Source organism: Arthrobacter sp. STN4 (assembly GCF_024539665.1).
Lineage (GTDB): Bacteria > Actinomycetota > Actinomycetes > Actinomycetales > Micrococcaceae > Specibacter.
Window position 1 is genome coordinate 28,467 of the sequence record NZ_JAKZGX010000021.1, and the last position, 18,593, is coordinate 47,059.

An 18,593-nucleotide genomic window follows, 5' to 3' on the forward strand; every position below is an offset into this window, starting at 1 on the left:
TGGGGTGAAAAATTTCAGTGGCGGGTGATGGGAACCACACTAGGACTTTTCAGTGTCAACAGTCAACCTCTGAAGTTGACTGTTGACAAGAATGAATGATCCGGGTCACACTGTCGTATCATCTGTTAACAGTCGACATCACGATGCCGAATGCATCGGTCGCCGTTTGAAAGGGATATAAGACCATGAGCAACGATGCTCTCTCGATGCGCGGACCAGTCCACGGCACCAAGGACGCCCGGCGCGTTGCCCTCGGCTCCAGCGTGGGCGCCGTCATCGAAACCTACGACTTCATCGGTTTCGGGACGGCGGCCGCCCTGTACTTCGGCACTGCCTTCTTCCCCGGTGCCGACCCCGTGACCGGGACACTGGCCTCCTTCGCCACCCTCGGCGTCGGCTTTGCCGCCCGGCCCCTCGGCGGCATTCTCGGCGGCCACCTGGGTGACAGGCTGGGGCGCAAGCCGGTCCTGGTGGCCTCGCTGGTCCTGATGGGCCTTGCCACCTTCGCCATCGGACTGCTGCCCACGTATGCAACCGTGGGCCTACTGGCCCCGGCGCTGCTGGTGTTTGTCCGCATTGTCCAGGGCCTGGCATTCGGCGCGGAATGGGGCGGCGCCATCCTCATGAGCTACGAGCACGCACCCTGGAAGAAGAAGGGCAAGTACACCGGCATGGTCCAGGCCGGCTTCCCCGTGGGACTCCTGCTGGCCAACCTTGTTTTCCTCTTCAGCGTCCACCTGGGCAATTCATGGGCCTGGCGCATACCGTTCCTGGCCAGCATTTTCCTGGTCGCCGTGGGGCTGGTCATCCGTTCCAAGGTTCCCGAGTCCCCCGTCTTTGACGAAGTGAAGGCCTCGGGCTCCATCGTGAAGTCGCCGATCGTGGAAGTCATCAAGACCGACTGGCGCAACATCGTGCGCGGCATCGGCCTGCGCATCGCTGAAACGGCCGGTTACGCCGTCTCCATCACCTACATGATCTCCTACCTCCACACCACCGGCCTGTCCAGCAAGACCGAGACCCTTCTGGCCCTGAGCATTGCCGCGGCGATCGGCATCTTCGCAACTGCGGCGTGGGGCCACCTCACAGACAAGATTGGCCGCCGGCCGCTCTACATCTGGTCCTGCGCCTTTGCCGTGCTGTTCGCCTTCCCCATGTTCCTGCTGGTCAACACGGGGCTGTCCATCCTCGTCATCCTGACGGTCATCATCTCCTACGCCGTCTGCCAGAACTCGCTGGCCGGTGCCCAGGGCCCGTGGTTCCCCGAACTGTTCCAGGCCAAGACCCGCGCCTCCGGCGCGTCCCTGGCCTATCAGGTCTCGGCCATGGTCTCCGGCTTCACGCCCTTCATCACCACGCTGCTGTTCCTCAGTTTCGGCTGGGCCGGCCCCGCCGCACTCTTCCTGCTCTACGGCCTCATCGGCCTGGTCGCCGCCATCAGCACCCGCGAAACCTGGGGCAGGCGGGAACGCCAGCTGGCGGATGAGGCCACCAAAAGCACACCGTTGACCATCGACGCCTAAGCCCACGAAAGGCAGAACCCACATCATGTCCACATTGGATACGACCACCAGCCGGCCCCTGGCCGAAGGCACCTTCGAGGACCGGGTGGGCGCAGCCACCCAGGCCGCGTACCGCATCCGGCACCACGCCCTGAACATGGGCGAAGTCCAAGGCCAGGGCTATGTCGGGCAGGCCCTGGGGGCGGCGGACATCCTCGCCACCGTCTACACCAGCCAGCTCACCTTCCGGGCCGGCGAGCCGGACTGGGAAGGCCGCGACCGCTTCCTGCTCTCCACCGGCCACTACGCCATCGGCCACTACGCGGCACTGGCCGAGGCGGGCATCATCCCCGTCGGGGAACTGGAAAGCTACGGCTCCGACGACTCGCGCCTGCCCATGTCGGGCATGTCCACCTACACGCCCGGGATGGAAATTTCCGGCGGTTCCCTGGGCCACGGACTCTCCATCGCCGTCGGCACGGTCCTCGGCCTGCGCCACCAGGGGTCCGGCGCCCGAGTGTTCAACTTCCTGTCCGACGGCGAGCTTGATGAAGGCTCCACGTGGGAAGCGGCGATGGGCGCCCACCACCACCAGCTGGGCAACCTCACCGCCATGGTGGACATCAACGCCCTCCAGGCCGACGGCAGGACGGACACCGTCCTGCGCACCGAACCCCTCACCGAGAAATGGCAGGCGTTTGGCTGGTACGTACAGCGCGTCGACGGCAACAACACCGCCGCGCTGCTGGAGGCCTTTGACAACGCGGCGGCGAACGCCAAGCCCCACGGGCAGCCGTCCGTCATCCTCTGCGACACGAAGGTGGGCCGCGGCGTTCCCCTGCTGGAGGACCGCGAAAAGGCGCATTTCATGCGCATCGAAGAACACGAGTGGCAACTCTGCCGCGACCAGCTCAGCAACGGTTACGAAAGGACGGCCCTGTGATGGCCACAACACTGGCACCGGCCAATAAACCCAAGACATCCGCCATGATCGCCTCCTTTGCCGATCCCGGACAGAAGACCTCGCCGGCACCGTTCGGGCATGCATTGGCGAAGGCCGCCGAGGCCGACCAGCGGATTGTGGGCCTGACCGCGGACCTGGGCAAGTACACGGACATGCACATCTTTGCCCGGCAGCACCCGGACCGCTTCTTCCAAATGGGCATGGCCGAACAGCTCCTTTTCGGCGCCGCCGCCGGCATGGCCCAGACCGGGCTCATTCCCTTTGCCTCGACGTATTCGGTGTTCGCCGCGCGCCGTGCCTACGACTTTCTCTGCCTCGACATTGCCGAGCCAAACCTGAACGTCAACATCGTCGGCGGGCTTCCCGGGCTGACCACCGGATACGGCCCCAGCCACCAGGCCACCGAGGACATGGCCATCTTCCGTGGCATGCCGAACCTGACCATCGTGGACCCCTGCGATTCCGTCGACATTGAGCAGGCCGTCCCCCAGCTGGCCGCCAGCGACGGGCCCACCTACCTGCGTCTGCTGCGCGGCAACGTGCCCACCGTCCTGGACGAATACGACTACACCTTTGAACTGGGCAAGGCCAAGGTGCTGCGCGGGGGCACCGACGTGGTCCTGGTATCCAGCGGGCTCATGACGATGCGCGCACTCCAGGCCGCACAGGCGCTGGAGGCACACAAGGTGGATGCCGCCGTCGTCCACACCCCCACCATCAAGCCCTTTGACTCGGCCACCGTGCTGGCCGAACTCGCCGGCGACCGCCTGGCCCTGACACTGGAAAACCACACCGTGGTAGGCGGGCTGTTCGAGACCGTCGCCTCCGCAGTGGTGACGGCCGGCCTCAACAAGCGCGTCGTGCCCATCGGCCTGCCGGATGCCTTCCTGGACGCCGGTGCGCTGCCGACGCTCCACGACCGCTATGGCCTGTCCGTGGCAAGGATTGTGGGGAAGGTACTGGCGGAACTGGGCTGACCCGCCCTCCGTCGCACAATACGACGCAAACGGGCGCGGGACCTCCCAAAGGTCCCGCGCCCGTGGCGTAGTATCAACTGTTAACACCTGACAGTAAACAACTGCCCGCCCACGCCGAGGAACACACCATGCCAGCAGCCACCGCGTCCCTTCTGGGACTGGAAAAGAAGAGCCTGCGGGAGCAGGCCGTGTCCTCCCTCCGCACCGCAATCACCAGCGGCGCCCTGGAGCCTGGCCGGCACCTCGTCGAAACCGAGCTGTCCGACATGCTCCAAATCAGCCGCGGCACGCTGCGCGAGGCCTTGCGCCAGCTCGCCCAGGAAGGGCTGCTCACCTCCGGCACACGCGGACGCCTCTCCGTCCGCCACCTGGATGCCAAGGAAATCCGCGACATCTTCGCCGTCCGCGCGGCCCTGGAATCCCTGGCGGTGCTCACGCTTTGCGAACGGCCGAACCGGACCGCCGTCATCAAGTCGCTGCGCAGCGCCGTCGACCGGATGAACGCAGTAGCCAACGAATCCCTCGAGGAGCGGATTGAGGCAGACCTCGAATTCCACCGGACCCTGTGCACGTTGACCGGCAACCAGACGCTGCTGCACTCGTGGGCGTCGCTGGAAGGATCCATCCGCATGTCCATCATGTTCGCCGGGTTGGAGAAGGCCGTCAGGAACATGCGCGTGGACCGTCACTACGAAATCGTTGCGGCCATTGAGACCGGAGACCCCGAAGCGGCACGGTCCGCCGTGGTGGACCACATGGACGTGGCCGCCGGGAACCTGGTCGCCTAGCCCGGGACTGCTGCCCGTTCCCTGGCACCGCAACGGCCGGATCGGCACGACGGCGCATCCGGGGTGTTTTGCCCCGGCGGGGCCGGCTGCACTTCACGGGTGGTGCCGGTGCTCCATCTCGGCGGCGGCCGCCTTTTTTGCGTCCTTCTCGGCACGCAGGGCCTCTGCCTGCTGCTGTTCCTCAGCCTTTTCCTGGTGGATGACCCCGGCCAGCAGCTTCTCCATTTCCTTCGCCACGCCGGCCGCCGAGGCCGGGTTCTGGCCGGTCACCAGCCGCTCGTCGACCACGACCTTTTCCTCAAAGACGCCGGCGGAGACGTGGGTGGCGCCCTGTTCCTCGAGCCGGTCGGCCAGGAAGAACGGGATGACCTTGTCCTTCCCTGCCGCGACTTCCTCGTCGTTGGTGAAGGCGGCCACCTTCCGGCCGTTGACCAGATGAATCCCGTTCGCCAAATCCACATTCACCAGGCCGGCCGGGCCGTGGCACACCGCGCCCACCACGCCGCCGGCGTTGTAGACGCCGGCCACCAGCTTCTGCAGGCCTTCGCTGTCCGGGAAGTCCCACATGGCGCCGTGGCCGCCCACCAGGTAGAGGGCGTCATACTGTTCGGGGTCAACGACGTCGACCCGGGCCGTGTTGTAAAGGCCGGCGCGCGTGGTCTCGTCCTGCGTGAAGGCCACCTGGACGGGGTCCCCGGCATCCACCACGTCGCGCGGGGGCTGGCCGCCCTGGATGGAGGCGAAGTCAACGAAATGCCCGGAATCCTTGAAGACTTTCCAGGGATGGGCGGCCTCGGCCACGTTGTAGCCGGTGCTCTCCCCCGTAGCGCCGATCTCGGAAACACTTGTCAGTACCATGAGGATCTTTTTCATGAAATGCTCCTTTCGTACCATTTCCACCCTAGGCACGTGCCGGCGTGCCTGCATAGCCCGGTCCGGGTCCCCCGCGCGGCCGACGCGGCGATTGTGACGTTGGGAGGTGCGCATGAGACCTCCCCGCCCGGGGGCGGCCTGCCACTTCATTACACTCGTTCCATGAGTGAGACTGCCGCCAATTCCGTGACCCTTCGCTTCCTCGCAGCCCCCACCGACATCGGGCACAGCGGCTCGGTGGATGCCGGCACCGTGCTTGAGTGGGTGGACAAGGCAGCGTATGCCGCCGCCGTCGGCTGGGCGAAGTCGTATTGTGTGACCGCCTACGTGGGCAACATCCACTTTGCCGACCCCGTCAACAGCGGCGACATGGTGGAGGTGGAGGCGACCATTGTCTACACCGGCCGGTCCTCGATGCACATCCGCACCGTGGTTTCCTCCGGCGACCCCAGGGGCGGCACCCCTACGATGCGCAGCCAGTGCATGGTCATATTCGTGGCCGTGGGCGACGACGGCAAACCCGTCCCGGTGGCCCCCTTCGAGGCCGTGACGCCGGCGGAGCTTGCACTTCGCGACGACGCCCTGGCCCGGATCAAGGTCCGCGACGAGATTGTGGCGGCCATGAAGGCCCAGGAATACACCGCTGCCGGCACGGCCGAGCGTGTGGTCCTGCGGTTCATGGCCGCGCCCACGGATGTGAATTGGGGCGGCAAGGTGCACGGCGGGATCGTGATGAAGTGGATCGATGAAGCGGCCTATGTGTGCGCGTCGCGATACTGCGGCATGGACACCGTTGCGGTGTTCTCCGGCGGCGTGCGGTTCTACCGGCCGCTGCTGATCGGCCACGTCGTGGAAGTGGAGGCCCGGCTCGTTTACACCGGGATGAAGGGCATGCACATCGCGGTCCACGTCCGTTCGGGGGACCCGAAGGGGCGCGAGATGGACCTCACCACCTACTGCCTCACCGTGATGGTGGCACGGGACGACGCCGGCACCTCCGTCCCGGTTCCGCCCTGGGTGCCGATCTCCAGCGAGGACAAGGCGCTGCATGCCCACGCCCGCGACCTGCTCGAAATCCGTGGCCGGGTGCCGGGCAACAGGCTTCCCAACCACCTGTTGCCCGCTTAAAGGCGGCCCGCCCCTGCTGCTCGACGCCGCAGCCGTGGATCACCGGCACCGGTAGAGTGGCCGTGTGGACGAACGGGCATTGGTTCTTGGTGGCGGCGGAGCGGCCGGCAACGCGTGGCTGATCGGCGTGATCGCCGGGCTGCTTGAGGCCGGGTTGGATGCAACACTGGCCGACCTGGTCATCGGCACGTCGGCCGGGGCGACCGCGGCGGCCCAAATAACCGGCGGGACGCGGCCCGCGGAACTGTATGCCGCCATCCTGGCCGCCCAGGCCCCGCGCCGCACAGACCCGGCCCGGCCCGGCGGCGGACAGGGTCCGGTGCGTCCGGCGGGCAGCCACATGGAGACCACCGGCGCCATCATTGCCGCGGCCCGGGACGCGGCCGGGATGCGCCGCGGCATGGGGGCGTGGGCGATCGGGAATGCCGCGGCTTCGGACGCTTCCGTGCCCGCACGGTGGCGCGCCACCGTCGCCTCCCGGCTGTCTGGCCTGGACTGGCCGCAACGCCGCCTGCTCATCACGGCCGTGGACGCACAAACCGGCGAACCGGCCGTGTTCGACCGCCACAGCGGGGTTGACCTCGTGGACGCCGTGGCCGCCAGCTGTTCCAGCAGCACGGCCCATGGCATCGGCGCCCGCCAGTACATCGACGGCGGCTACCGAAGAAACGAGAACGCGGACCTGGCTGCCGGATGCGCGCGGGTGCTGGTGCTCTCCCCCTTCGGCGGCCGGACGCGGCACCCGCTGGGCTGGGGCATGCAGCTCGCGGCCCAGGTCGGGGAGCTGCGCGCGGGCGGCAGCAGCGTCGAGACCGTCTTCCCGGACGGCAACTCCACACAGCTGTTCGGCGCCAACGCACTGGATCCCGCGCTGCGCCCGCCCGCCGCCCGGGCCGGTTACCGCCAGGGCAGCGCCCTCGCCGGACAGCTCGGCGCATTCTGGCACTGACGCCTGGCGCATCTGCGCCGGACCGGAGGCGGGTCCGGCGCATGGGAGTTTATGCGCACAACCCGCCCCGGGTCCGGCGCAGAAGCGACGGCTGCCGGCTCAGCAGTCAAACACGGACCAGCAGATGTCATTGCGCAGCCGCTGGTCGTCGAGGACCAGCTCGCGGATGGGCTCCGGAAGCTGCGCGCGCTGCCACCGGCACTCCGACCGCCCCGCTGCCACGCCTTCGCCGGACAGGGCAGCTGCCCGGGCGGCCTTGATGGCATAGGCGGCGGCACCAAGCCCGTGTGCGGCGACATGGGCCACGGCGCCGGCCTGGCCTGCCGCATACGCCGCGTGGCGTGCAGCCCCCTGCAGATCCCTGGCGGCACCCATGGCATGGCCGCCTGCCGCCCGGGCCTCCATCATCTTCACCTCGCCACGGGCCCAGGCACGGGCCTGCCCGATCGCCTGGCGGGGACGCGGGTCATCCGGGCGGACCGATTCGAAGAGGGCCAGCACATGCTCCGCGCACGTTGCCGCCCACAGGGCGAGCAGTTGGTGGTCCGCGTCGGTCAGGGTCCCGCCGCGCCGGATGGTCACGAGGCGCGGGTCCGGAACCTTCGACAGGATCATGGCCAGATGCTACACCCGGGTGCCCTCGTCCCGGCCCCTTTTAGGACAGAAACTTCTCCGCTGTGAGCGGCAGTTCCCGGATGCGGATCCCAGTGGCGTTGTAGGCCGCATTCGCGATGGCTGCCGCCGCACCCGTGATGCCGATTTCGCCGATTCCCCGGGCCCCGAGGGCCCCGGCGTGGAGGTCGACCTCCTCCAGCCAGATGGCGTCCACGTCACCGACGTCGGCGTTGGCGGGTATGTGGTAGTCGGCGAGGTCATGGTTGACGACCAGGCCGAAGCGTGGATCCATGATGCCTGCCTCGTGGAGGGCCATGCCGATTCCCATCGTCATCCCGCCGATGAACTGCGAGCGCGCCGTGCGGGGATTGATGATGCGCCCTGCGGAGAAGACCCCGAGCATCCGTGAAACGCGGAGCTCGCCGGTGTCGGCATGCACGCGCACCTCGGCGAACTGTGCGCCAAAGGAGTGCAGCGCATACCGCCCGGCCTCGGGATCCTCCGGCGCCGCCGCCTGGGTCGCGGCGCCGGCCGGCGGCCGGTCGCCATGCTCCTTCCGGAAGGCGTCGGCCGCGGCGATGATGGTCCCGCCCCAGCTGGCCGTGCCCGAGGACCCGCCGGCCACGCTGGCCACGGGCAGGGAGGTGTCGCCGATTTCCAGCCGCACTGCCTCCAGCGGACAGTCCAGCGCGTCGGCGGCAATCTGGGCCAGGACGGTCCAGCTTCCCGTGCCGAGATCGGCGGCCCCGATCTGCACCGTGTACGTCCCGTCGCCGCCGTAGGCAATGCGGGCCGCGTTGCCGGGGTTGCGGTAAAACGGGTACGTGGCACTGGCGGCCCCGATCCCCACCCGCCAGCCGTCTTCCAGCCGGCCCCCGGGGACCGCGGAACGCCGATCCCAGCCGAACCGCCCGGCACCCGTGGTGAAGCATTCAAGCAGGTGCCGGCTGGAAAACGGCTTCCCGGTCTCCGGGTCAAGGTCCGGCTCGTTGCGGGCCCGCAGTTCCAGGGGATCCAGCCCGCAGGCTTCGGCCAGTTCGTCCATGGCCGTTTCCAGTCCGAACATCCCGGGACACTCGCCGGGCGCCCGCATCCACGACGGCACCGGCACGTCCAGCGGAACCAGGCGGTGGCTGGTCCTGCGGTTCGGGGCCGCATACATCATCCGCGCCGGGACGGCCGTCTGCTCGGCAAACTCCTTGATCCGCGACGTCAGCTCCACCACCTCGTGCGAGATGGCGGTGAGCCTGCCGGCGCCGTCAGCGCCCAGCCGCACGTGCTGGACCGTGGGGGTGCGGTAGCCGGCCAGGGAAAACATTTGCTGGCGCGTCAGGGCAAACTTCACCGGCCTGCCGTTGCTGCATTGCGCCGCCATCACCGCCAGCACCACATGCGCGTGCGGCAGGCCCTTGGAGCCAAAGCCGCCGCCCACGTTCGGGGCGGCCACCTGGATGTTCTCCGGCGCGATCCCAAAAAGCGGCGCCAGTGTCTGCCGTACGGCATGGACGCCCTGCGTGGAGTCGTACAGCACCAGGCTGTCACCTTCCCAGGCCGCCACCGTGCTGTGAGGCTCCATGGGGTTGTTGTGCCCGGCGGGCGTCGTGTAGGTCTGGTCAAGCACGACGGCGGCTTCCGCCAGTGCCGCCTCGACGTCGCCCGCGGCGGTGTCCGGCACGGCCCCGCCGTTGACCTGCCCCGGCGTGTACTGCCCGGGGTGGCCGGCCGTGAAGCTCGCATCGTGGACCGCAATGTCATAGCCCACGGCGACCAGCCCGGCCGCGTGGCAGGCAATTTCCCCTGTTTCGGCCAGCACGGCGGCAATGAACTGGCCCCGGAAGCCTATCCCGGGCCCCTGCAGCACGGCGTACTCGGCATCGTCGCTGCGGGCCAGCCTGGGGGCGTTGAGGTGGGTGAGGACGGCGATCACGCCAGCCACCGCCTCCGCCTCCGCCGTGTCAATCCAGCTGACCGTCCCCCGCGCGATGGTCGCCTGGACGGGGAACAGGTACACGGGGTTCTCCACGGGGTGGTCGAAGGCGTAGGGGGCGGTGCCGCGCACCTTCGCCACGCCGTCGACGCGCCGGAGGCTGGTGCCCATGGCCTTGGATGCCAGCAGTTCAGCCATTGCCGCCCCTCCCCGTGAGATCCCGGAGCACCGCCACCATGGCATTGGCCGCCAGGGGAATTTTGAAGGCGTTGCCCGCCAGCGCCACCGCGGCGTCCAGTTCGGCCGCGGCCGCCCTGCCGAAATTCGTTTCCGTCGGCTGCGCGCCGCGCAGGAGTTCCTCGGCGCGTTCGGCCCGCCAAGGCTTGTGGGCCACCCCGCCAAGGGCGATGCGCACCCCCGCGATGGTGCCGCCGTCGTCCGCCAGCTCCACGACGGCGGCCACGGACACCAGCGCAAACGCAAACGACGCCCGGTCCCGCACCTTGCGGTAGGCCGAGCGGCGGTGGCTGCCCGGCGGCAGGTCCACGGCCGTGACCAGCTCGCCGTGCGCCAGCACGGTGTCGCGCTCCGGTTCGGCGCCGGGCAGGCGGTGCAGCTCCGTCAGCGGCAGGGTGCGCTCGCCGCCGGGGCCGAGGATGACGACGGTGGCATCCAGCGCGGCCAGCGCCACCGCCATGTCGGAGGGGTGGACGGCGACGCAGCTGTCCGAGGCCCCGAGGATGGCGTGGTTGCGGCTGTACCCCCCACGGGCCGGGCAGCCGGAGCCGGGCTCGCGCTTGTTGCACGGCAGGCTGGCGTCCTGGAAGTATGGGCACCGGGTGCGCTGGAGCAGGTTCCCGCCGGTCGTGGCCAGGTTGCGCAGCTGTCCCGAGGCCCCGGACAGCAGCGCCTGCGACAGGACGGGATAGCGTTGCAGGATCAAGGGGTGGGCGGCGAGGTCGCTGTTGGGCACCGCCGCGCCGATCCGGACCCTGCCGTCGGGGAGTTCGGCCACGGTGTCCAGCGGCAGCCGGCTGACGTCCACCAGCAGCTCCGGGGTGGCGACCCCCAGCTTCATCAGGTCCACCAGGTTGGTCCCGCCGCCCAGGAACATGGCGCCCGGCCGCCGGGCCACGGTGGCAACCGCGGCGGTGGCATCGGGTGCCTGTTGGTAGTCGAAGGGCCTCATGGTCGTGCCCCTGCCGATGCCGTGCCGGAAGTCCGGCCCGGATCAGCGGCGTCGCGGATCGCCGCCACAATGTTCACATAGGCGCCGCAGCGGCACAGGTTTCCGCTCATGCGCTCGCGGATTTCCGCATCATCGAGTTCCACCGCCCGGCCCGGATCGGCCGTGACGTGGCTTGGTTGTCCGGTGGCCGCCTCCTGCAGCATGCCCACCGCCGAACAGACCTGGCCGGGCGTGCAGAAGCCGCACTGGAGCGCGTCCCGGGCCAGGAAGGCCTCCTGGACCGGGTGCAGTTCCCCACCGCCGCCGCCCAGCCCCGCGGCCGTCACCACCTCCGCCCCGTCGTGGGCGACGGCCAGCACCAGGCAGGAGTTGACGCGCCGGCCCCCGAGCAGCACCGTGCAGGCCCCGCACTGGCCGTGGTCGCACCCCTTTTTCGGCGAGGTGACCCCCAGCCTGTCCCGCAGCGAGTCCAGCAACGTGGTGCGGGTGTCGACGGTCAGCGTCCTCTCTTCGCCGTCGACCAGCAGTGATATCCGTTTGTCCATGAAAGGTGCGCCTCCGGTTGGTACGGCCGCTTCGCAACGGGCCGGCCCCGGTTTCGGGTGCGGGGACGGCCCCTTTCGTAAGCTATCCCACCGGAGTGCGCCGGACAACCCTCCACGGACAATTGCGTGCCGCCCCGTGGCGGGCAGCCCGCGCCAGGCCGCCCGCCCGCGGAGCCTACGCCGTCGGACGCGTGATGGGCGCGCGGTGGTACTGCTTCGGCGCGTAGGGCACCTCGGCCCCCAACGCGGCCGCGGCGCGCAGCGGGAAGTTGGGGTCCCGCAGGAGTTCGCGCCCCACCATGACGACGTCGGCCAGCCCGGTCGCGACGATCTGCTCGGCCTGGTGCGGCTCGTCGATCAGCCCGACGGCGGCCGTCGGGATCCCCGCGGCTGTGCGGACCGCGGTGGCGAACGGCACCTGGTAGCCGGGGCCGACGGGGATCCTGGCCGAGGGGACGTTCCCGCCGGTGGAGATGTCCGCCAGGTCCGCGCCGTGCTCCGCCGCCCACCGCGCAACGGTCTGGGTGTCCTCAAGGGTCCAGCCGCCGTCGGCCCAGTCGGTGCCGGAGAAGCGCACCAGGACGGGGACGCCGTCGCCCACCGCGCCCCGGACGGCGTCGATGGTTTCCAGCAGCGCACGGGCCCGGTTGGCGAGTGTGCCGCCGTAGTTGTCGGTACGCGTGTTGCTCAGCGGCGAGAGGAACTGGTGGAGGAGGTAGCCGTGCGCGGCATGGATTTCAACCAGGTCAAAGCCGGCGTCCATGGCCCGGCGGGCGGCGGCGGCGAAGGCCTCGGTGATGTCCCGGATCCCGCCAGCCGTCAGCGCAGCGGGCGTGTCGTAGCCGGGGAAGGCCACGGTGCTGGGGCCCACGGTGGTCCAGCCGCCGTCGGCCGCGGGGACCGTGCCGCGCCGCTCGTCCCAGGTCCGGAACACCGAGGCCTTGCGCCCGGCGTGGGCCAGCTGTATCCCGGCGGCGGCACCCTGCGAGTGGATGAAGCGCACGATCCGGGCGAATTCGTCACGCTGGGCGTCGTTCCACAGGCCGAGGTCCTGCGGCGAGATCCGGCCCTCGGGGACGACGGCGGTGGCCTCGGTGAACACGGCACCGGCCCCACCCCGGGCGAACGACCCGAGGTGGACCAGGTGCCAGTCGCCGGGCATCCCGTCCTGCTGCTCCGCGGAGTACTGGCACATGGGCGTGACCCAGATCCGGTTGCGGACCGTCAGGCCGCGCAGGGTGATCTCTTCAAAAAGCGCTTTTGTCATGGGGAAAACTTTCTGGTGCGGGGGTCTTGCCTTGGGCAACGCCGCGGGCGCGCGGCTGATTCCCCCAACAGCCTACGGGCCCGGTGACCGGGGCGGCACCGTCAGCGGGGAGCCGTGCTGCGGACTACCCGCCTGGCCGCAATGGCACGCGCTGCCGGCAGGCTGCCGATGAGGAGCAGGGCCAGCGCGGCAACGCCCACGGCGGTGCGGGCAGTGTCGTGGAAGGCAAAGGCGGCGACGGTCAACGGACTGCTGACGACCATCGCCCAACCCGCCCAGGCCGGAATGATGCGGGCACGCCACAGCGCGATCCCGAACAGCACATAGGCCACGAGATGGCAGATGACGTAGATGATGAGGTAGCTGCCCATGACGGCATCGTTGGTGAAGGCGTCCAACAGTGCTGCGTTGGACGCCTGGCCGGGCTGCCGGGCCATGACGCTGGCGAGGTCGTCCAGGGCGGCCAGTGCCGCGAAGGGCGCCCACCCGATGATCCCCAGCAGGCCGCCAATGGCCGCCAGCCACGGCCTGCGCCGGTAGGCAAGCCAGGCCAGGGCGACGGCGCCGATGGGCAGCAGGTAGGAGGCTGCGACGAAGGCAGCCAGGTGGGTTGCGTTGGCCGCCGGGCCGGCAGCGGCGTTGGCCTGGATGGTTGCCGCGCCCGTGCCGTGGATTGCCGGCGCCAGCAGCCCGCCGAGCAGGTAGCCGAGCGGCCCGCCCACAATGGCCACCGCACCAACAATCCGCAGCAGCCGTCCAGGTCCTGGGTTGGGAGTTCCCGCCATGGGTGCCATGCTACTCCCCGTGCTCCGGCCCCTTCCCGCGGCCTTGGCCCATACTGCGGCGTTGGCCCTTCCCCGGCCGGGCCGGTCAGCCCGGGGGACGCAGGATGTGCCGGGCCTCGCGGACCGCATAGTAGACAATCACCAGCCCTGCCACGGGATCGGCCCACCACCAGCCGGCCAGATCGTCCAGCAGCACGCCGCCCAGGACCGCCGTCGCCAGCAAGCCGTCGATGAACGTCACCCGGCCCTCGGCCGCCAGCACAGGATTCCCCAGTGCCCGCCCGGTGCGCGCCTTCCCGGCAGCCAGCAGGAACATGGCTGCCGCCGTGACCGCGGTCCAGCCGATCCCGGCGGGGCTCGGCCCGGCCCGGTGGCCGGCGGCAAGTGCGGCACCGGACTGCAAGACCAGGTACGCGGCCAACGCCAGGAATGCCCAGGCAATGAGTTTCAGGGCAAGCCGCCGGCGGTTTTCCCCGCTCCCGGACAATTCCCAGACCACCACCGTGCTGGCCCCGATTTCGATCAGGCTGTCCAGGCCAAAACCGGCCAGCGCCACGGATCCCGCCCAGATCGACACCACGGCCAGTACGACGACGCCCACCACGTTCCAGCCGAGCGTCACCCCTTCGAGCACGAAGCCCCGGCGGCGCAGGCGGACGATGTCGGCGGCGCCGTCGATGGTGGAGGCTGGATCAACGGCGGGTTCGGCGGCGGGGAGGTGCGGCCCCGTAGCGGCAGGCGATTCGTGCGGCGGCTTGCCATGCGTGCGGCTCCGGGCGTCCCTCCCGGCGTTGCGGCTGCCCACGGCATGGCTCCCTTCGGCGACGACGGTCCCTTTCAGTCCCACGTTACCCGGTCGCCGGAGTCAGGCGGTGCCGGCCGCCCGTTGCAGGAGGTAGCGGCGGACGGCGGGCTGCGCGGTGGCTGCCGCGGCCTCCGCAAAGGCCGCCGCGGCCTCCGCCCGCCTGCCGTCCCGGGCCAGGAGGTCCGCCCGCGTGGCCAGAAAGGGCTGGAAGTGTTCGACGGCGGACGCGGCGGTTGGGCCTTCCCCCGCACCAAGTGCATCGAGTTGCGCCAGCCCGGCGGCGGGCGAATCCGTGCGGCCCGTGACGGCGGCCAGCGCCACCCGGGCGCCGAGGCTGGGGGCTGTTGCCACGAGTGCCGTGTACAGGGTTCGCAGGGCCGGCCAGTCGGTCCGCCCCGTGCGGGCCCGATCGCAGTGCACGGCCTGGATGGCGGCCTCAAGCTGGAAGCGGCCGGCGGCCCCTGCCGCGGCGGCCCGGCGCAGGTGGGACTCCCCTTCGGCAATGAGCCGGGCGTCCCACCTGTCCGTGTCCTGCGCCTCGAGGGGAACAAACGGGCCTCCGCGCGCCGGCGCACGGGACTGGGAGAGCGTGATCAGGGCGGCCAGCCCCCACGCTTCGGGTTCGGTGCGCAGCAGGGCGGCCAGGGTCACCGCCAGGTAGAGCGCCTCGCCGGGCAGGTCTTCCACACCGGATCCGCCGGGCACTTCCGGGCCGTCGGCGAAGGACAGCGCGTAGCAGCCGTAGATGGCCTCAAGCACCGGGGGCAGCCGTTCCGGCATGGCGTCCCGGCCGGGCACGGTGAAGGGAATGCGGGCTGCCTTGATGCGCTTCTTGGCGCGCACGAGCCGCTGCGCCATGGCCGCAGGCGGGACGGCGAAGGCGGCGGCGATCCTGGCCGCGTCAAAGCCCAGGACCGCCTGGAGCATCAGCGGGGTCCGGATGGCGGCGTCGATGGCGGGGTGGGCGCAGGTAAACAGCAGTTCCAGGCGCTTGTCGCCTATGGCGTCGACGTCGATTTCGTCGAGGGCCGGCATGGCCGGGCTTCCTTGCCTGCCTGCGTCCGTGAGCGGCAGCGACGTCCTGCTCGCGGCTGACTTCCAGGCGTCGCGCTGCCTGTTGCGGGCCACCGTGAGCAGCCAGGCCTCCGGCTTGGCGGGGACGCCGCCGGCGGACCAGCTGACCAGGGCTTGTTCAAAGGCGGCGGACAGGGCGTCCTCGGCCAGGGCGAGATCTCCCGTGGACGCGGCAAGAAGCGCCACGAGGTGCCCGTAGGAGACGCGGGCTGCGTGTTCGGCCGCGGCCCGCGCCTCCGGGGAGGTCATGTGTTGGGCGTCCAGGCGCCGTCCACGGTGTAGGTGGCCCCGGGGCGGATCTCCACGGCCCCCCATTCCACGGACGGTGCCTGCCCGGCCCACCCGATGGCGGCGTCCAGGTCCGCGACGTCGATCACGAACGTCCCGCCCAGCTGGTCCTTCGTGTCGGCAAACGGGCCGTCCTGCACCCGCAGGGCGCCGTCGGCCGTGGTCAGCGTGGTGGTGCTCGACGACGGCTGGAGCACCTCGGCGCTGATCAGGACGTTGGCCTGCTGCAGCGCGGCCGCGTAGCTTTGGAAGGCCTGCCGGCCCTCCGCAAGCGCCTCTTCGCCGAGCGCCGCGGCATCCATTTCCGGGTAGTGCAAAAGCAGTGTGTAGCGCATGGTTCATTCTCCTCGATCGGGGCGGTGCCGTCCACGGGCGGCGCCGCGTCTTGTCCGAGGCACGACGGCGGCGGGCTTGCCGGGTGGCCGTGCTTCACGAGGATGACGATTGGGCGGCGGCCGGATCGACACCCGCAGGGCAGGGATGACCCTCGACGGACGGGAACCGCTCCCAAAATCAACACCGAATGCCAGGTGACACCCGTCACAACCGGCCAGTAGCGGCGTAGCGTTGTCCGTGCACCCAAAGGTCCATGCACCTATAGGAGGGGACACATGGAGTCAACACCAGCCATCATCGTCGGATTGCCGGATTTGATGCACGCTGCACGCGTCGAGGCGCGGGGCATCATGGAGGAGTACAAGGGGGACTATGTTGCCGAACACCGGGCCGTTCTGGCCAGGCTCACGGCAGCGGAGGTCGTCAGCGAGGAAGAGGCGGAGACCCTGCTCGGGCTCTACAAGCTCGGATATGAGGCGGGCGAGCCAAAGGGCGATCCCCGGCGGGCCTACTTCGAAACCCGGGAGATTTACGCCAAGATGCTCGCCGGAACCAAGCCCAGCCCGGTGGCACTTGTCATCGCATCAGCGGCCCTGGGTTCCTTCGAAGTGTCCGTTGACCCCGGAGGCTCGACGACGGTCACGATCGCCAGGGTCAGCTACGGCTCCAGCCTGTCAGGGATCGGGGCGGGCATCGGCACCCTGCTGGGCGGGGTTCCCGGCGGCGTCCTGGGCGGGGCCATCGGGGGGCTGATCGGCGGGATCATTGACGACAAGAAGGGCAAGGGCAAAACCTGACGGGGTCCGGCTGCCGCCGGGCGGGCGGCCTACCGCCCCAGGGCCGCACGGACCGCCGGCAGCACCTCGGTGGCCAGCAGCTCGATGGAACGCAGCGTCGCTGCCTGGGACAGCCCGCCCAGACCCACCTGGGCGAGGAAGCGCGTATGCCCGAGAACCTCGTGCTCCCACAGGATCTTCTCGACGACCTCGGCCGGGCTCCCGGCGAACAGCGCACCGCGGGGACCGGCCCAGTCCTCGAAGGCCGCGCGGTCCAGCCGGCCGGTCCGGGGCATGTTCTGGCCGATGTACTGCGAATAGTGCGGGAAGAACGTGTTCCTTGCCCCTTGCGAGGTTTCCTCCACATAGAAGTGCGAGGTCACCCCGATCCGCCCCGGCCCCCGGCCTGCCTGGCCGACTGACTTGCGGTAGAGCCCGGCCAGGGGCGCGAACCGCGCCGGTGTCCCCAGGATCGCCAGGTACAGCGGCAGCCCCAGCCTGCCGGCCCGCGCGGCGGAGGCCGGCGTCCCGCCCACGGCCAGCCACACGGGCAGTGCAGCCTGGGCCGGGCGCGGCCAAACTCCCGCATCCGTCAGGGCCGGGCGGGTGGTGCCGTTCCAGGTGACGGGGTTTTCGTCGCGGATCTGCAGCAGCAGCCCGAGCCGGTCCTCGAAGTATTCGTCATAGCGTTCCAGCCGTTGGCCGAACAGCGGAAAGGACTCCAGGTAGGCGCCCCGCCCGGCGGTGATTTCCGCGCGCCCGCCGCTGACCAGGTCCAGTGTTGCGAAGTCCTCGAAAACGCGGACCGGATCGGCACTGGAGAGGACGGTGACGGTGCTGGTGAGGCGGATCTGTTGCGTCTGTGCCGCGGCCGCGGCCAGCACCACGGCGGGCGAGGAGACGGCGAAGTCTTCGCGGTGGTGCTCGCCCACCCCGAAGACGTCCAGGCCGGCCTGGTCGGCAACACGCGCCCATTCCAGGATGTCGCGGGTGCGTGCCAAGGCATCGATCGGCTTCCCTGCGGCGTCGCGGGTGAGCTCGCCGAAGGTGAAGATGCCGATCTCAAAGGGCGCCGGGGCGCTCATGCGCGGGCGACCGCCGCGGCACCCACCTCGGCCGCGATGAAGCCGCGGACGTCGTCGAGCTCCGCGGCGTTGATGCTGTGCGCCAGTCCCGGGTACACGCGTTCAACCAGGGAGGTGTGCCGTGGCAGGTACTCGCTCGTGCGGGCGACGGCGACCGGGGCGATCACCCTGTCTTCGGCGCCGCGGCCCCAGAACAGCGTGGGGAGGCCGGCGAGCAGTGCGTCGTCCCCCGGCTGCGGCGCGCCCAGCACGAAGCCGCCCAGGACGACGGGGGCCTGCACCCGCTCGGGGCGCGTGCGCAGCAGCTGGGTGGCCATGAGCCCGCCCTGGGAGAAGCCGATGGGCACAATCCGGGTCCCGGGGTCCACATTGGACTCAACCCAGGCCCAGATGGCCTCCGTTCCCTGTTCCACCGGGGCGGCGTCGGGGACCCCGGGCGTGGTGATGGGGAACCAGGCCGCGCCGCCGTTGCCAAGCTCAATCGGTGCGCGCAGGGATGCCCACGGCAGGTTGAGGCCGAGGGCCGGCGCCAGGGAGGCAAGGTCATGCTCGTTCGAGCCGAAGCCGTGGAGCATGAGCACCACGGCATCGGGAACGGGGTTGGCGGTCCAGCCGGGCGAGCGCACGTCGCGCAATGTGGTGTTCATTCAATCTCCTTGGGTGTGGGAATCCTGTTGCCGTTGACTCAATGCAAGGATACACCAATTACTTGTAGCTTCA

General features: G+C 69.8%; 19 protein-coding genes. 7 read left to right on the forward strand and 12 right to left on the reverse strand.

Annotated elements, in window-relative coordinates; translation table 11 throughout:
• The first annotated feature begins 185 nt into the window (after window positions 1-185).
• The 4 genes from MMF96_RS14220 (at window position 186) to MMF96_RS14235 (ending at window position 4,231) form a co-directional block, all read left to right on the forward strand.
• Window positions 186-1,523: an MFS transporter gene (locus MMF96_RS14220; RefSeq protein ID WP_176616035.1), complete on the forward strand. Its 1,338-nt coding sequence runs from the start codon at window positions 186-188 to the stop codon at window positions 1,521-1,523.
• A gap of 25 nt (window positions 1,524-1,548) precedes the next feature.
• The gene (locus MMF96_RS14225) at window positions 1,549-2,445 is read left to right on the forward strand and encodes a transketolase (protein WP_176616034.1); all 897 of its coding nucleotides are present in this window, start codon (window positions 1,549-1,551) and stop codon (window positions 2,443-2,445) included.
• On the forward strand, window positions 2,445-3,443 hold the full coding sequence (locus MMF96_RS14230; protein ID WP_176616114.1) for a transketolase family protein: 999 nt from the start codon (window positions 2,445-2,447) through the stop codon (window positions 3,441-3,443). Before MMF96_RS14225 ends, MMF96_RS14230 begins: the two co-directional genes overlap by 1 nt.
• A gap of 128 nt (window positions 3,444-3,571) precedes the next feature.
• Window positions 3,572-4,231, forward strand: coding sequence for a GntR family transcriptional regulator (locus MMF96_RS14235; protein ID WP_176616033.1), 660 nt, complete (start codon window positions 3,572-3,574; stop codon window positions 4,229-4,231).
• Between the two features lie 93 nt (window positions 4,232-4,324).
• On the opposite strand, the gene MMF96_RS14240 is transcribed toward MMF96_RS14235, so the two are convergent.
• Window positions 4,325-5,104: a type 1 glutamine amidotransferase domain-containing protein gene (locus MMF96_RS14240; protein WP_176616032.1), complete on the reverse strand. Its 780-nt coding sequence runs from the start codon at window positions 5,102-5,104 to the stop codon at window positions 4,325-4,327.
• A gap of 162 nt (window positions 5,105-5,266) precedes the next feature.
• On the opposite strand from MMF96_RS14240, the gene MMF96_RS14245 reads away from it, so the two are divergent.
• Both MMF96_RS14245 and MMF96_RS14250 read left to right on the forward strand, forming a co-directional pair.
• A complete protein-coding gene (locus tag MMF96_RS14245) occupies window positions 5,267-6,232 on the forward strand; it encodes an acyl-CoA thioesterase (RefSeq protein WP_176616031.1) in 966 nt (321 codons plus the stop codon).
• A 64-nt stretch (window positions 6,233-6,296) separates the two neighbouring features.
• On the forward strand, window positions 6,297-7,181 hold the full coding sequence (locus MMF96_RS14250) for a patatin-like phospholipase family protein (protein ID WP_176616030.1): 885 nt from the start codon (window positions 6,297-6,299) through the stop codon (window positions 7,179-7,181).
• A gap of 99 nt (window positions 7,182-7,280) precedes the next feature.
• Here the strand turns inward: MMF96_RS14250 and MMF96_RS14255 are convergent, their stop codons facing one another.
• The 9 genes from MMF96_RS14255 to MMF96_RS14295 form a co-directional block, all read right to left on the reverse strand.
• On the reverse strand, window positions 7,281-7,796 hold the full coding sequence (locus MMF96_RS14255) for a putative immunity protein (RefSeq protein ID WP_176616029.1): 516 nt from the start codon (window positions 7,794-7,796) through the stop codon (window positions 7,281-7,283).
• Between the two features lie 40 nt (window positions 7,797-7,836).
• A complete protein-coding gene (locus tag MMF96_RS14260) occupies window positions 7,837-9,921 on the reverse strand; it encodes a xanthine dehydrogenase family protein molybdopterin-binding subunit (protein ID WP_176616028.1) in 2,085 nt (694 codons plus the stop codon).
• Window positions 9,914-10,912: a xanthine dehydrogenase family protein subunit M gene (locus MMF96_RS14265; RefSeq protein ID WP_176616027.1), complete on the reverse strand. Its 999-nt coding sequence runs from the start codon at window positions 10,910-10,912 to the stop codon at window positions 9,914-9,916. Before MMF96_RS14265 ends, MMF96_RS14260 begins: the two co-directional genes overlap by 8 nt.
• Entirely contained in the window at window positions 10,909-11,457 is a 549-nt protein-coding gene (locus MMF96_RS14270) for a (2Fe-2S)-binding protein (RefSeq protein ID WP_176616026.1), read from the reverse strand. Before MMF96_RS14270 ends, MMF96_RS14265 begins: the two co-directional genes overlap by 4 nt.
• 175 nt (window positions 11,458-11,632) lie before the next feature.
• Window positions 11,633-12,724 (reverse strand): NADH:flavin oxidoreductase/NADH oxidase, encoded by a 1,092-nt coding sequence (locus tag MMF96_RS14275; RefSeq protein WP_176616025.1) that lies wholly within the window; start codon window positions 12,722-12,724, stop codon window positions 11,633-11,635.
• A gap of 101 nt (window positions 12,725-12,825) precedes the next feature.
• The gene (locus MMF96_RS14280) at window positions 12,826-13,509 is read right to left on the reverse strand and encodes a hypothetical protein (RefSeq protein WP_256883912.1); all 684 of its coding nucleotides are present in this window, start codon (window positions 13,507-13,509) and stop codon (window positions 12,826-12,828) included.
• 85 nt (window positions 13,510-13,594) lie between these two features.
• On the reverse strand, window positions 13,595-14,356 hold the full coding sequence (locus tag MMF96_RS14285; RefSeq protein ID WP_256883913.1) for a cation transporter: 762 nt from the start codon (window positions 14,354-14,356) through the stop codon (window positions 13,595-13,597).
• An 18-nt stretch (window positions 14,357-14,374) separates the two neighbouring features.
• Window positions 14,375-15,637: an RNA polymerase sigma factor gene (locus tag MMF96_RS14290; RefSeq protein WP_256883914.1), complete on the reverse strand. Its 1,263-nt coding sequence runs from the start codon at window positions 15,635-15,637 to the stop codon at window positions 14,375-14,377.
• A complete protein-coding gene (locus tag MMF96_RS14295; RefSeq protein WP_256883915.1) occupies window positions 15,634-16,011 on the reverse strand; it encodes a YciI family protein in 378 nt (125 codons plus the stop codon). Before MMF96_RS14295 ends, MMF96_RS14290 begins: the two co-directional genes overlap by 4 nt.
• 276 nt (window positions 16,012-16,287) lie before the next feature.
• Here MMF96_RS14295 and MMF96_RS14300 point away from each other — a divergent pair, with 276 nt between their 5' ends.
• Window positions 16,288-16,809 carry a hypothetical protein gene (locus tag MMF96_RS14300; protein ID WP_256883916.1) on the forward strand — a complete coding sequence of 174 codons (522 nt, stop codon included), beginning with the start codon at window positions 16,288-16,290 and terminating at the stop codon, window positions 16,807-16,809.
• Window positions 16,810-16,838: 29 nt separating this feature from the next.
• Here MMF96_RS14300 and MMF96_RS14305 read toward each other — a convergent pair whose 3' ends face one another.
• Both MMF96_RS14305 and MMF96_RS14310 read right to left on the reverse strand, forming a co-directional pair.
• Window positions 16,839-17,873: an LLM class flavin-dependent oxidoreductase gene (locus MMF96_RS14305; RefSeq protein ID WP_256883917.1), complete on the reverse strand. Its 1,035-nt coding sequence runs from the start codon at window positions 17,871-17,873 to the stop codon at window positions 16,839-16,841.
• On the reverse strand, window positions 17,870-18,520 hold the full coding sequence (locus MMF96_RS14310) for an alpha/beta hydrolase (protein ID WP_256883918.1): 651 nt from the start codon (window positions 18,518-18,520) through the stop codon (window positions 17,870-17,872). Before MMF96_RS14310 ends, MMF96_RS14305 begins: the two co-directional genes overlap by 4 nt.
• Window positions 18,521-18,593: the final 73 nt, after the last annotated feature.